The following is a 12150-nucleotide window of genomic DNA, read 5'->3' as shown; positions in this document are numbered from 1 at the left end:
GCGCTTCCCCCCGCGCCGCTAACCCGCTAAGGCGCGCGCGAAATCACTTTTACCGGAGTTTTGCGATGGGTTTCCGTTGCGGGATCGTCGGCTTGCCCAATGTTGGCAAGTCCACCCTATTCAATGCATTGACTGAGACGCAGGCTGCGCAAGCTGCTAACTATCCTTTCTGCACGATTGAGCCGAACGTCGGCCAAGTCGCCGTTCCGGATGAACGGCTCGACAAGATCGCCGCGATTGCCGGTTCGGCCAAGATCATCCCCACACAGCTGGCGTTTGTCGACATTGCAGGCCTCGTCAAAGGCGCAAGCAAAGGCGAAGGATTGGGCAACCAGTTCCTGGGCAACATCCGCGAAGTCGACGCGATTGTGCATGTGCTGCGCTGTTTCGAGGATGACGATATTCAGCATGTTGCCAACAAGGTCGATCCGCTGGCCGACGCTGAAGTGGTCGAGACCGAGCTGATGCTGTCCGATCTGGAAAGCCTGGAGAAACGTGTACCCAATGCGCAGAAGCGCGCCACCGGCGGCGACAAGGAAGCCAAGATCATGGCGTCCGTGCTTGGCCAAGCGCTTGAATTGCTGCGCGAAGGCAAGCCAGCCCGGCTGACACAGCCCAATGACGAAGAAGAAGCGCGGGTCTTCGCGCAGGCGCAATTGCTGACAGCGAAGCCGGTTCTCTATGTCTGCAACGTTGCTGAGGAAGATGCGGCAGAGGGCAATGAACTGTCCGCACAGGTATTCGCCAAGGCCGAAGCAGAAGGCGCGCAGGCAGTGGTCGTCTCGGCTGCGATCGAGGCTGAGTTGGTTGCAATGCCACTGGAAGACCGCGCGGAATATCTTGAAGCGCTGAGCCTTCATGAAAGTGGCCTCGCGCGCGTTATCCGCGCCGGATACGAGCTACTCGATTTGCAGACATTCTTCACCGCGGGGCCAAAGGAAGCGCGCGCATGGACGGTCGCAAAGGGCGCGAAAGCTCCGCAGGCCGCTGGCGAGATTCACACCGATTTCGAGAAGGGATTCATCCGCGCAGAAACCATCGCCTATGACGACTACATAGCTCTGAACGGCGAAGCGGGCGCAAAAGAGGCAGGCAAGATGCGTCAGGAAGGCAAGGAATATCTTGTCCAGGATGGCGACATCATGCTGTTCAAATTCAACGTCTAAATCGGAGCACCTGATGAGCGACGACATGATCTATTACGAAGATCTGGAAATCGGTGCGAAGCAAAACTTTGGCCGCTATGAAGTCACGCGCGAGGAAGTGATCGAGTTTGCGAAGCAATACGATCCGCAAGCCTTTCATCTCGACGATGATGCCGCTGCCAGAACGCATTTCGGCAGGCTTTCCGCAAGCGGCTGGCACACCTGCGCCATGACCATGGCGATGATGGTCGAGAATATGAAGAACGTGAAGCAGGCCGGGCTCGGCTCGCCGGGGCTCGATAATCTGCAGTGGAAGAAGCCGGTCTATCCCGGCGATACTTTGCGCGTGGAAAGCGAAGTTATCTCGAAACGTCGCAGCCAGTCGCGCCGCGAAATGGGCCTGTTCAAGAGCCGCGCGCAAATTTTCAATCAGAACGATGAAATTGTGCTGGAGATGACCTCAAACGGCCTTATCGCGGTGCGTGATCCTGACGCCCCGATCGAAGGATGATTGTCTGATTTTGGGGTGGAAAGCGGACGTTAGTGGGAACGGTCAAAATACCATTTCAACAAACGGTTGATACCAAAAGCGATACAGAAGGCCACGATAGCTAGAACAGCAGGCCCGATCCATGTGGAACTGTAATCCAATATGCAGTTCGCAGGATCAGCGACGAACTCGCATCCTCCACCACCCATAGCTCCCACCATGAACCAAAGAACGGCGAGAGGACTAACTAGGAGGGGGCTTACCAAATAGCCCCACCTTGGGGGTCCGTCGTCACTGAATGCCATAAGTCACCATACGTTTTTCGATAAGGTCAGCAATTGGGTCGTAAGCGGACAGTCCGCTTTCTAGTGCCGCCCGAACAGCTTTTCGACGTCTTCCATGCTGAGTTTTACCCATGTCGGGCGGCCATGATTGCATTGCCCTGAACGCGGGGTGGCTTCCATCTCGCGCAGCAGGGCATTCATTTCCTCGACACGAAGCACGCGCCCAGCCCGCACCGATCCGTGGCACGCCATGGTCGCGAGCACATGTTCGAGCTTCTCTTCCAGCAACAAAGCTTGCCCGTGCTTGGCGATATCATCGGCCAGATCGGTTAGTAGCGCTTGCGGATCGCCCTTGCGCAACGCGTGCGGCATTGCGCGCACCAGCATGGCGGATGGTCCAAACCGCTCGATTACCAGACCGAACTTCGCAAAACCCTCGGCTGCCTCCTCAAGCCAGTCGCAATCAACCTCGTCCAATTCCACAACATCGGGAACCAGCAGAGCTTGCGAACGTGCCACTGCGTCCCCTGCCCCCGCCGCACGCAACCGTTCCAGTACAAGCCGTTCATGCGCTGCATGCTGATCAACCAGCACCAGACCATCAGCTGCTTCAGCAACAATATAGGTGTTTGCCACCTGCCCACGCGCAACGCCCAGCGGGAATTCCTCTGGCGCTTCCCGCTGTTCGGCCTCTGTCGCCCTGCCCCGCGGCGCGTAGTCATCACGCGCCATCACAACGCTCTCATAGGCTCGGTATGTCAGGCCCGCGCCGCTTACCCGCGATTGCTGCGCCGACCAGTCACGTCCTTCGAAGATCGAACGCAGGGCCGGCGATGGCTCAGATACTGGCTCTTGCTGCCAACGTTCCATCGCACCGCGATCCGGCCCCTGCGCGCTGCGCCTGTCACCCGTCCCAAGCGCTTGCCGCAAGCCCGAAACAATAAACCCGCGCACACCACTGGCATCACGGAAACGAACCTCCGTCTTTGCCGGATGGACGTTCACATCGACGTCTTCGGGCGGCAGTTCGAGAACCAGCGCGAGCACTGCATGGCGATCACGCGCCAGCATATCGGCATAGGCCCCGCGCACCGCACCAACCAGCAGCCGGTCTTTCACCGGGCGACCATTGACGAACAAGTATTGATGATCAGCCACGCCGCGATTGTATGTCGGCAGACCCGCAACCCCGGTCAATCGCATCACACCGGCGGGGCTTGGTCGCTCAAGATCGATGGCAACGCTGTTGTCCTTAAGCTCGCGCGCGATAATGCCCGACACGCGGTCGATCAGCGGCTCATCCGCTTGCAGACCGAATATCCGGCGCTCGCCATGCATCAGAGAGATCGCAATGTCAGGCCGCGCCATGGCAAGTCTGCGAACCACATCCAGGCAGGCAGCATACTCGCTGCGCGGCGTGCGCAGGAATTTGCGGCGCGCAGGCACTTTGGCGAAGAGCTTTTCAACCTTCACGCGTGTGCCGGGCGGTAAAGCAGCTGGCCCTTCTTCAACCATCTGGCCGTGATCGACTATCTTCCGCCATCCATCAGCGGCGTCTCTAACGCGGCTCTCGATGGTAAGTTGCGCGACGCTGGCAATTGAAGGCAGCGCTTCGCCGCGAAACCCCAATGTGCTCACCAGCTCGATCGCTTCATCCGGCAGCTTGGACGTGGCATGACGTTCAAGCGCGATGGACATTTCCTCCGCACTCATCCCGCAACCATCGTCGACAACCTCGATCTTGCCGAGCCCGCCTTCAATCAACTTCACATCGATGCGACTCGCGCCGGCATCAATTGCGTTCTCGACCAATTCCTTGAGCGCGGCTGCCGGTCTTTCGACCACTTCACCTGCCGCAATACGGTTGATCAGGCTTTCTGGAAGGCGGCGGATTTGCGGCATTTTGACAAGGTAGCGGCCAATCGCTGCAAATTCGAGGCCAGCGGTGGAAAATACTGTGTGGATCGAACAATTATTTTGGCCTTTTCCCTGGCGATCCGTTAGATAGAGATCATCCTGTCAAATTGGGATCGCAGGGGAGGCCCCGTGGGGGTTGCCAAGGCGGTCCACTACACATGAATTGCATGGTCAAATGAGCTTCTTTTCCAAATTTCTGAAATTCGGTTCACACAATATGGCTATCGATCTGGGCACAGCAAACACGCTGGTCTATGTCGAAGATCAAGGCATCGTGCTGGATGAACCTTCTGTGGTCGCGATTGAAACTATCAACGGGATCGAACGCGTCAAAGCCGTGGGTGATGACGCAAAGATGATGATGGGCAAGACACCCGATACGATCAAGGCAGTCCGCCCGCTTCGCGACGGTGTGATCGCTGATATCGAGGTGGCAGAAAAGATGATCGAGCACTTCATCCGAAAAGTGCACGGCAAGCGTACGCTGTTCCGCTATCCCGAAATCACGATCTGTGTGCCGTCTGGCGCTACTTCGGTCGAGAAACGTGCGATCCGCGATGCCGCCTCGAATGCCGGTGCCTCGGAGGTCTATTTGATCCTTGAGCCGATGGCCGCCGCGATTGGAGCGGATATGCCGGTAACCGAACCGGTTGGTTCAATGGTGGTCGATATCGGTGGCGGCACGACAGAAGTCGCCGTGCTTTCGCTCCGTGGTCTGGCCTACACCACTTCGGTGCGTACTGGTGGCGACAAAATGGACGAAGCCATTGTCTCCTACGTTCGCAGACATCACAATCTCCTGGTCGGTGAAACCACGGCAGAGCGGATCAAGAAGGATTATGGCATCGCGATCATTCCAGAGGACGGCGTAGGCGAGACCTTCACCCTCAAAGGGCGTGATTTGGTCAATGGCGTCCCCAAGGAAATCACGATCAATCAGGCGCACATTGCAGAAGCATTGTCCGAGCCGGTCGGGGCCATCGTGGAGGGCGTGCGTATCGCGCTTGAAAACACCGCGCCTGAACTGGCGGCCGACATTGTCGACCAAGGCATTGTGTTGACCGGCGGTGGTGCGCTTATTCGCAAACTTGACGAGCATCTTCGGGAAGAAACCGGCCTGCCGGTTAGCATTGCGGAAAACCCGCTAACTTGCGTAGCGATCGGGACAGGCCGTGCGATGGAGGACCCAATCTATCGCGGCGTTCTGCACACGGCGTAGCTCATGGCGCCGCCGTCGTCCCGGGCTTCTGGCCACTCACGCAAAGCGCAATACTCACGTTTTACGAGTTATCTGATTGCCGCCGTCGGGGCGGCCATCGGTCTGGTTCTGCTCGGCATTTCGCTTTGGCAACCAGCGACATTCAGCTCGCTGCGCGGCGTCGCAGGTGATGTTGGTGAACCCGCCGGACAGGCGGTTGCCGTATCACGCGACGGAAGCGGAACTGTGCTCGATCGCATTGCCGGATTTTGGAATGCCGGCAAACAAAACGCCGCCCTGCGCGAAGAACTTCAGCTCGCGAGAATTCGACTGAAGGAGCTGGAGGCGACCGAACAGGAGAATGCGCGGCTCAAGGCACTGCTCGATTTGACCGAGGAAAGTGGAGCGCCCGTCGCTATCAGCCGCATAGTCGGGTCCAGCGTGGTCAGCGCGCGCAGGTTTGCCTATATCGGAGCAGGTTCCAGGGATGGAGTGCAGGCCGGAATGCCCGTTCGTTCCGAACGAGGAATTCTGGGCCGCGTTTTCGAAACAGCATCGTCAACCGCACGCGTTCTTTTGCTATCCGACAGTGAGAGTGTTGTCCCAGTGCGGCGGGCTCAGGATGATCTGATTGCTTTTGCCGAGGGGCGAGGTGACGGCCTGGTCCGAATTCGCTTGATCAATCTTGGCATCAATCCTGTCGAGGAGGGTGATGTCTTTGTGACGAGTGGCGCCGGCGGCTATTTCAAGCCAGGCCTCGCCGTCGCGGTGATCCATGAAGTAACCGATGACGGAGGTCTGGCTCGCATGATTGCAGATCCTGCGGGGACTGACTTTGTCCGTGTCGAGGCATATTGGGAACCGGAGGCGGTCGAAGCCGCCCAACAGTCGCCTGATCAGATGCTGCAAGGCACGAACGCGCCACAATGATCAACAGCGATCTTCAGATGGGCCCGCGTCCAAAGTACTCTCGGCGCCAGATCAATCGAGAGCCTTCGCCCTTACTTGCCGCCTCGGTACTCTATGGATCCATCATTTTCGCGTCTTGGGTCCCAACATTCCTGGTGACTACCAGCATGCCGTTGGTTCCGCCGATGGGATTTCTCTTGCTAATCGGCTGGCGCCTGATGCGGCCGGGAACCCTGCCCGCCTGGATCGGCTGTCCACTTGGTGCGATCGACGATCTGGTTAGCGGTCAGCCCTTCGGCAGTGCCATCTTGCTCTGGGCTGTCACTCTGCTTGCCTTTGAGTGGTTTGAGAGCCGGTTTCCATGGCGCGGCTTCTTTCAGGATTGGCTTGCAAGCGCAATTGCTTGTGGTTCTTACGTCGTTTTGGCAGCGCTGGTATCAGGAGCGGTGCTCAGCCTGCCGATTCTTGCAGCAATTACGCCTCAACTCTTGCTGTCGATGGCGCTCTATCCCATGATAGCCGCCATGGTCGCCACGCTTGATCGCATCCGTCTCATACGCATCAGGGAAATTCGCTGATGGCGCTACGCGGTGCGCGTTCGACACTTAATCCAACGAAGCTGAAGAATGCCTTCGATCGCCGGAGCTTTGTAGTCGGCACGGCGATGGGCGGGATTGGTGTGCTGCTGGCCGCGCGGATGGCCTATCTCTCGATCGGAGAAAATGAAAAATACCGCACGGAAGCGGAAAGCAACCGCGTCAATCTGACTCTTATTCCGCCGCGCCGGGGCTGGATTCTAGATCGCAATGGTGCGCCATTGGCCTCGAACCGTGCGGATTTTAGGGTCGACATCATTCCGGAGCGAATGAACAACCCCAATGCCACGATTGAGCAATTGGGCGATCTTCTTGGTCTTGAGGCAGACCGGATCAGCGACATCAAATCCAAAGTTGAGGGCTCGCGTGGTTTTCGGCCCATCGAAGTTGCCAGCGGTCTCGATTATCGTGACTTTGCTGCGGTTAGCGTCCGCCTGCCGGATTTACCGGGGGTCGTTCCGCAAAGGGGTTTCTCACGGTATTATCCAACCGGTCCTACAGTCGGTCACTTGATCGGCTATGTCGGCCCGGCATCGGCCGAAGAATACGAGCTGGATCGCAATCCCCTTCTCATTACGCCTGGTTACAAGATTGGCAAAGACGGGATGGAGAAGCAGTTCGAACAGACGTTGCGCGGGGTACCCGGTGCCCGCCGTGTCGAGGTTACGGCATCAGGCCGTATTGTGCGCGATCTCGAAACACGTGAGAATATTCAGGGCAATGCTGTCCGACTGACTATTGACGGGCCATTGCAAGACTATGCCGCGCGGCGGATCGGACTGGAAAGCGGTTCCGTAGTCGTAATGGATTGCCGGACCGGCGATTTGCTCTGCATGTCGTCCATGCCCAGTTTTGATCCCAACAGCTTTTCTGCCGGCATTGGCAGTATCGAGTATTCGATGCTGCGCGAAGACGAACGGGTTCCCCTTCGTAACAAGGTCCTGAAGGGACTTTATCCGCCGGGCTCCACCGTCAAGCCAATGGTTTCCATGGCCTTCCTCAAGGAAGGCATCGATCCTGAGGAAACCGTGTTTTGCGGTGGGGGATTGCGGGTTGGCAATCGTGTTTTCCGCTGCTGGAACCGGAGCGGGCATGGCCAAGTCAACATGGCCAAGGGCATCTACCAGAGCTGCGATGTCTATTTCTACCATCTGGCCCAACGCATCGGAATGGACCCGATTGCGGAAATGAACCGCCGTTGCGGCCTGGGCGAAGAATTTCCCTTGCCGGTCACAAGCCAGTTTTTCGGCACCGTCCCTGATCCGGAATGGAAGCTCAGCAAGTTCGGCCGGGAATGGCAGGCTTTCGACACCGTTAATGCTACCATTGGTCAGGGTTATATGCTGGCCAGTCCACTTCAATTGGCGGTCAGCGCCGCTCGGGTCGCGACAGGCAGGCATGTCATGCCGCGCCTGACAATTGATACGCCGCCCATGGGCTTCGATCAGGTAGACTTTCCACCCGAGCATGTGGCGTATGTGAGGCAAGCCATGAGTGATGTCGTAAATGGCCCGGGAACCGCAGGGCGTGGCCGCCTGCCGTTCGATGATATATTGATGGCAGGCAAGACGGGCACTGCACAAGTCGTCTCGCTAAATGTTTCTGACGGCAAAAGCGGGCCGTGGAAGTACCGCGACCACGGTCTGTTCACTTTCTTCGCACCGTTTGATAATCCGCGCTACGCAGGCGCGGTTGTGATCGAGCATGGCGGTGGATCAGGCGCCGCTTACCCGATCGCTCGCGATGTAATGACTTTCCTGTTCGACCCGCAACAGGGGTTGGAAAAACTCCGCGCCCTGGAAACCCAATGGGGAGGCAATGCGCAAGACCGGCTGTCCGCAAAATACGCGGCATATGCCGAAGCAAGGGGCGAAGTGGTCAGCCCTCCGCCTCGGCGCGACGAGGACATATTTGCAAGGGTCGAAGCCGAAGCACGAAGTGCCGCCGCGCAATCTGAAGCGATTGCCGATCAGGCTGTTGCGCCGCGGCCAGAGGCTGCACCGACTGGCGAACCCCGGCCCAGTCCGATCGAATTGATCCGGAACGAGGCGCGACCATGAGCAGATTCGGCGAGCCCGCCAATACATCGCTCATTCCTGCGCCCATCGCTCGGCTGCCTTGGGGCATGCTGATCCCTCTGTTCCTGCTGGTAATGTTCGGCGCAGCCGTGCTCTATTCGGCGGCTGGGGGTGCAATGCAGCCATTTGCCTCCTCTCATCTTATCCGTTTTGCCGTGTTTATGGTGATGGCTGCCATCATCGCTTCATTGCCACAACCATTCGTCAAGTTCATGACATATCCGGCATACATCGTCGTCCTGCTATTGCTGCTGGCTGTAGAGATTGTCGGCGCTATCGGCGGGGGAAGCCAGCGCTGGCTCGATCTCGGCTTCATGCGCTTGCAACCATCAGAAATCATGAAACCGATAGTTGTTCTGGCCCTGGCGCGGTTCTTCTCATCCCTTCCTCCGGGCATGGTCGGCAGTTGGCAGGCTCTGGCGCTCCCCGGCGTGCTGATCGGATTGCCGATGGCGCTTGTCTTGATGCAGCCAGACCTTGGAACCTCGCTTGCGTTGGCATTTGGCGGCGCTGTGGTAATGCTGCTTGCAGGCCTTCCGATCAGATGGTTCGCAGCCGGTGGCGCAGTCGCAGCGGTAGCCGCGCCGATCGCGTTCTTCTTCGGACTGCAGGATTACCAACAGCGGCGCGTCACAACTTTCCTTGATCCGGAAAGTGACCCACTCGGCGCCGGATATCACATTACCCAGTCAAAAATTGCGATCGGATCCGGCGGTATTACGGGAAAGGGATTCAATCAGGGATCGCAGAGCCACCTCAACTACCTCCCCGAGCCGCATACCGACTTCGTCTTTTCAACGATGGCAGAGGAATGGGGCCTGATCGGCGGTCTTTTCGTCATGGCTATGTTCGCGCTTATCCTGCGTTGGGGTTGGCGTGTTGCCGCTGCATCAAACGATCGATTTTCCATGCTCCTCGCAGGAGGGGCGACAGCCACCATTTTCTTCTACATTGCGATCAATCTGATGATGGTGATGGGCTTGACGCCGGTTGTCGGCATCCCGTTGCCGTGGATGAGCCATGGTGGATCGTCGATGCTGACCAATATGATCTGCATTGGCCTGTTGATGATAGTGAACCGATGGAATCGGACCGCACCGCGGCGCGGATTGTCGGGCTAGGCATTCAAACGCCTAACAATCGCTTCCAATTCGAAACAGCATCGCTATATGAGCCCGTCTATTGATTCGAAGCGGCTTGCTCAAGCTTCTCCGAAAGTCAGGAATGGACGCATAGCTCAGTTGGTAGAGCAGCTGACTCTTAATCAGCGGGTCCTAGGTTCGAACCCTAGTGCGTCCACCATGTTCTCTTAATGATAGCATATATTTAGGGCTCCTGCCGAGCTTCGCCGACGCATGCGCAACATGGCCAAAATCATTTTTGGCAGCATTTCGAAAGCAGATGCATAACGTACCAGTCGCTACGCAAGCTGCGTGTCCTCACACGCAACGGGCAATCTATTGGCGATATGCTGGTGAGTGAGAGATTGGCGCGGACTTGGACTGGCCGCCGCCAGCCTTGGTGCTAATGCGATGAGCAACACAGACCTCGCCGCCCGCGTCGAAGGCGCATACCGCACGTGCTCTGAGCTGCGCGAGCGCAACAACGGCGATGGCACATTTACGATTGACGCAGCTAAGATGATGGCGTTGATTGAACTGCGGAACCTAGCGCCTGATGTGGTGCTGGCTTTGATCAAGTCAGACTAACCTGCACCCACCATTCAACCGCCCAGTGCTAGCCTGCGGGTCCTTGATGTAGATCAATGACAGCCCTCCTCGGTTGGTGCACTCAGTTATTGCGACCCGAAGGAGTGGCATCGTCATTCCTCCAACTAAGCCCCGAGTGGATGTCCCAAAAAGCCCGCTCGGAGTATTTTTAGGTCCGCCTTCACCCACCAAGGGCAAAAAGGGTCGTACAATTTTCAAGGCTGTCTAAGGCAATACTTTCCAGAAGTATACCAACCTGAAGGACAAGAACCGCCAACCTTTGGGATCGCGATTGCTTCATTTGAAGTGGAAGCGACGCAGTAGTTGCCGCTGCTAAAAAATCCTGAAGGGCAAGAGTTCAATCTCTTAATCGCTCGGCGCGCACCCGTCGAAGGGACGCAATACGCCCCACTGGTGAAAAATCCGCTCGGGCAGGCGCCGTCTTTCGCCAAAGGCTCGGCATGACACGAAGCCGCCGCGGGAAGAGAGTAAGAAAGCATTGCTATGGCAATTAAAGTGATGCGCATGGGCTATCCGAACTAATTTTCAGTGAGGCAGACAGAGTTATATAAGCGCTTATTAACTGGGGATTACCATTCACCCCCATTCTCGACCAATGCCGACAAGTCCGGCTTCGAGCGGATCGATGGCCAAGGCGATAAGGGTTCGACTTTGCTTACTGGCGGGAGGAATGCGAACGGGTGGCTTCACTCTAGCCTCTTATCAAGGCTGGGCTTGCAGTTTGCGCTTGGCCCGATCAGCGACACTCCATGTGAGTAAAAGCAAAACCTCCGAGAGGCGAACCCCATCCCAGTTTGACCAGAACCACTGCAATTCCCAGAAAACGAACGAGGCAATGCCGCTGAGCATCAAGGCGATGGCAGCAAGGCCGAAAACGATGGAAACCACAGTCGACATTTACAAATCTCCAAAGCAAAAACAGACACATAACGGCGATTCACGCTACATCGACCTAGCTGTCGAGACTGGTCACAACTTCGTTGCCTTCTTGCTTTGAGAAGAGAAACAGGCTGGCTGAGAAGGTATCGGGAATCATGGAAGTCCGCACCCAAGACCAATTCACAACCCCCAGACCGAGGGGGACATGGGACACCCCTATAGGGTTGTGTCCCGTCCCGCCTATTCGGCTTCTGCATCGGGACATGTCCCGCTGTTGTCCCGTGTCCCGCCTCATAGATATGGCAAAGACAATGCCTTCATCATTCCAGAGATAAATATCCCCTCGAACCGCGACTAACCCGTCTTTTGAGAGACTGTCGCGTGATCGACTAAAGGCACGCTTCTTTGTGTCGGTGTTGTCGCCTGAGTGGATGGCGTAGAAGGCAGGTCGCCAATCATCCAGATGAAGACCTGCAAAGCCTTCATCATTCCAGATCCCGCTTTTGATTGCGACCTCGATGTAGGAATCTTTGGCCAGCTTCTGATTGGCAGTGAGTGGCTTGTTTCGTTCGCTTGCTGTGCCCTCTGTTAGTTCGAGCACCGCACTCGAACCGCCGTCATCTAAACCGACAGACAACAGCTTGAATGTCTGTAAATTAGGCGGCTCAGCATCCTTCATTTTGGTGTTGGATAGCTTCACGATGCTTTCGTTCTTTGAAAGGTAGTATTCGCAATCGGGCGCAGCTTTGAGCGCAATGGAGCCGCGCGCACGCGACTTTTGGCGCGTCTGCCAGGCGATATTCGAGAAGGTAATGCAGAGCGGCATTGCTGCGATACTGGCTTCACGAACACTTACACATCTTGGTGTGAAGTTGCGTGATTCTGATAGGGCGACCAGCCTTGAAATCACATCCCGATGTGATA

11 protein-coding genes, 1 tRNA gene and 1 pseudogene are annotated in these 12150 nt (G+C 56.9%); 10 read left to right on the top strand and 3 right to left on the bottom strand.

The window, feature by feature from the left end; all coding sequences use genetic code 11:
• Positions 1–65: 65 nt before the first annotated feature.
• A complete protein-coding gene (ychF, locus tag QZ487_RS10645) occupies positions 66–1166 on the top strand; it encodes a redox-regulated ATPase YchF (RefSeq protein ID WP_285975248.1) in 1101 nt (366 codons plus the stop codon).
• A 25-nt stretch (positions 1167–1191) separates the two neighbouring features.
• Positions 1192–1656, top strand: coding sequence for a MaoC family dehydratase (locus QZ487_RS10640; RefSeq protein ID WP_285976986.1), 465 nt, complete (start codon positions 1192–1194; stop codon positions 1654–1656).
• A 344-nt stretch (positions 1657–2000) separates the two neighbouring features.
• Here the strand turns inward: QZ487_RS10640 and mutL are convergent, their stop codons facing one another.
• Positions 2001–3821, bottom strand: a complete 1821-nt coding sequence (gene mutL / locus QZ487_RS10635; RefSeq protein ID WP_296025009.1) for a DNA mismatch repair endonuclease MutL — start codon at positions 3819–3821, stop codon at positions 2001–2003.
• A gap of 190 nt (positions 3822–4011) precedes the next feature.
• Here mutL and QZ487_RS10630 point away from each other — a divergent pair, with 190 nt between their 5' ends.
• From QZ487_RS10630 to QZ487_RS10595, 8 genes and pseudogenes are all read left to right on the top strand, one after another.
• A complete protein-coding gene (locus tag QZ487_RS10630; RefSeq protein WP_296025006.1) occupies positions 4012–5055 on the top strand; it encodes a rod shape-determining protein in 1044 nt (347 codons plus the stop codon).
• A gap of 3 nt (positions 5056–5058) precedes the next feature.
• Complete coding sequence (mreC, locus tag QZ487_RS10625) at positions 5059–5964, top strand: rod shape-determining protein MreC (protein WP_285975251.1); 906 nt, start codon at positions 5059–5061, stop codon at positions 5962–5964.
• Positions 5961–6521, top strand: coding sequence for a rod shape-determining protein MreD (gene mreD, locus QZ487_RS10620; protein ID WP_296025004.1), 561 nt, complete (start codon positions 5961–5963; stop codon positions 6519–6521). The genes mreC and mreD overlap by 4 nt, the downstream gene beginning before the upstream one ends.
• Positions 6521–8599, top strand: coding sequence for a penicillin-binding protein 2 (gene mrdA, locus QZ487_RS10615; RefSeq protein ID WP_296025001.1), 2079 nt, complete (start codon positions 6521–6523; stop codon positions 8597–8599). Before mreD ends, mrdA begins: the two co-directional genes overlap by 1 nt.
• Positions 8596–9738: a rod shape-determining protein RodA gene (rodA, locus tag QZ487_RS10610; protein ID WP_285975254.1), complete on the top strand. Its 1143-nt coding sequence runs from the start codon at positions 8596–8598 to the stop codon at positions 9736–9738. Before mrdA ends, rodA begins: the two co-directional genes overlap by 4 nt.
• A 105-nt stretch (positions 9739–9843) precedes the next feature.
• Positions 9844–9919 (top strand) — tRNA-Lys (locus QZ487_RS10605).
• A gap of 121 nt (positions 9920–10040) precedes the next feature.
• Positions 10041–10145: pseudogene (locus tag QZ487_RS10600) on the top strand (thermonuclease family protein); the annotation flags it as partial.
• 4 nt (positions 10146–10149) lie between these two features.
• Positions 10150–10326, top strand: coding sequence for a hypothetical protein (locus QZ487_RS10595; RefSeq protein ID WP_296024996.1), 177 nt, complete (start codon positions 10150–10152; stop codon positions 10324–10326).
• A 723-nt stretch (positions 10327–11049) separates the two neighbouring features.
• On the opposite strand, the gene QZ487_RS10590 is transcribed toward QZ487_RS10595, so the two are convergent.
• The gene (locus QZ487_RS10590; protein WP_296024994.1) at positions 11050–11244 is read right to left on the bottom strand and encodes a hypothetical protein; all 195 of its coding nucleotides are present in this window, start codon (positions 11242–11244) and stop codon (positions 11050–11052) included.
• Positions 11245–11299: 55 nt separating this feature from the next.
• Complete coding sequence (locus QZ487_RS10585) at positions 11300–12136, bottom strand: hypothetical protein (protein ID WP_296024991.1); 837 nt, start codon at positions 12134–12136, stop codon at positions 11300–11302.
• Positions 12137–12150: the final 14 nt, after the last annotated feature.

The sequence above is a fragment of the uncultured Altererythrobacter sp. genome (assembly GCF_913057185.1).
In the GTDB taxonomy this organism is placed as follows: Bacteria; Pseudomonadota; Alphaproteobacteria; order Sphingomonadales; family Sphingomonadaceae; genus Erythrobacter; species Erythrobacter rubellus.
Note: the sequence above shows the minus strand (reverse complement) of the source record. Positions and strands in the feature narration are given on the sequence as shown.

Bases quoted from the DNA above. Each gene is read 5' to 3' on its own strand.
- ychF (WP_285975248.1), top strand. From the start codon at position 66: ATGGGTTTCCGTTGCGGGATCGTCGGCTTGCCCAATGTTGGCAAGTCC.
- QZ487_RS10640 (WP_285976986.1), top strand. From the start codon at position 1,192: ATGATCTATTACGAAGATCTGGAAATCGGTGCGAAGCAAAACTTTGGC.
- mutL (WP_296025009.1), bottom strand. From the start codon at position 3,821: ATGCCGCAAATCCGCCGCCTTCCAGAAAGCCTGATCAACCGTATTGCG.
- QZ487_RS10630 (WP_296025006.1), top strand. From the start codon at position 4,012: ATGAGCTTCTTTTCCAAATTTCTGAAATTCGGTTCACACAATATGGCT.
- mreC (WP_285975251.1), top strand. From the start codon at position 5,059: ATGGCGCCGCCGTCGTCCCGGGCTTCTGGCCACTCACGCAAAGCGCAA.
- mreD (WP_296025004.1), top strand. From the start codon at position 5,961: ATGATCAACAGCGATCTTCAGATGGGCCCGCGTCCAAAGTACTCTCGG.
- mrdA (WP_296025001.1), top strand. From the start codon at position 6,521: ATGGCGCTACGCGGTGCGCGTTCGACACTTAATCCAACGAAGCTGAAG.
- rodA (WP_285975254.1), top strand. From the start codon at position 8,596: ATGAGCAGATTCGGCGAGCCCGCCAATACATCGCTCATTCCTGCGCCC.
- QZ487_RS10595 (WP_296024996.1), top strand. From the start codon at position 10,150: ATGAGCAACACAGACCTCGCCGCCCGCGTCGAAGGCGCATACCGCACG.
- QZ487_RS10590 (WP_296024994.1), bottom strand. From the start codon at position 11,244: ATGTCGACTGTGGTTTCCATCGTTTTCGGCCTTGCTGCCATCGCCTTG.